This window comes from Pseudonocardia sp. SID8383 (genome assembly GCF_009864975.1).
Taxonomy (GTDB): Bacteria; Actinomycetota; Actinomycetes; order Mycobacteriales; family Pseudonocardiaceae; genus Pseudonocardia; species Pseudonocardia alni.
The window spans coordinates 1-302 of the sequence record NZ_WWFY01000947.1 but is presented as its reverse complement, the minus strand read 5'-3'; the positions used below and the strand labels follow the sequence as shown (position 1 = coordinate 302).

Annotated in this window: 1 pseudogene; it reads right to left on the bottom strand. The window is 80.8% G+C overall.

Annotation, left to right across the window (positions count from 1 at the left end):
* Positions 1-302, bottom strand: a pseudogene (locus GTW08_RS22465) (PucR family transcriptional regulator); the annotation flags it as partial.

Here is a 302-nt window from a genome sequence, read left to right as displayed (position 1 = left end):
CACCCCGAGCCGGGACGCGGCCGGGTCCCACTGCCCGTGGTGGGCCAGCCACTCCCGCAGGGAGGCGACCAGGTCGCCGCGCCGCTCGGTGTCGTGGCGGACGAGCGGGGCCAGCACGGCGTCGGCGAAGGCGGTGGCGTCCTCGGGGCGCACCAGCGAGGCGAGCCCGCTGCCCGCGAGGTCGGCGAAGCGCAGCACCGTCCGGTCGCGGCGTTCGGCGGCGTCGAGCGCCCGGCCCGCCTCGCGCAGTGCGCGGCCCAGCTCACCGACCGGGGCCGGCGTCGACACCCCGGCCCGCACCC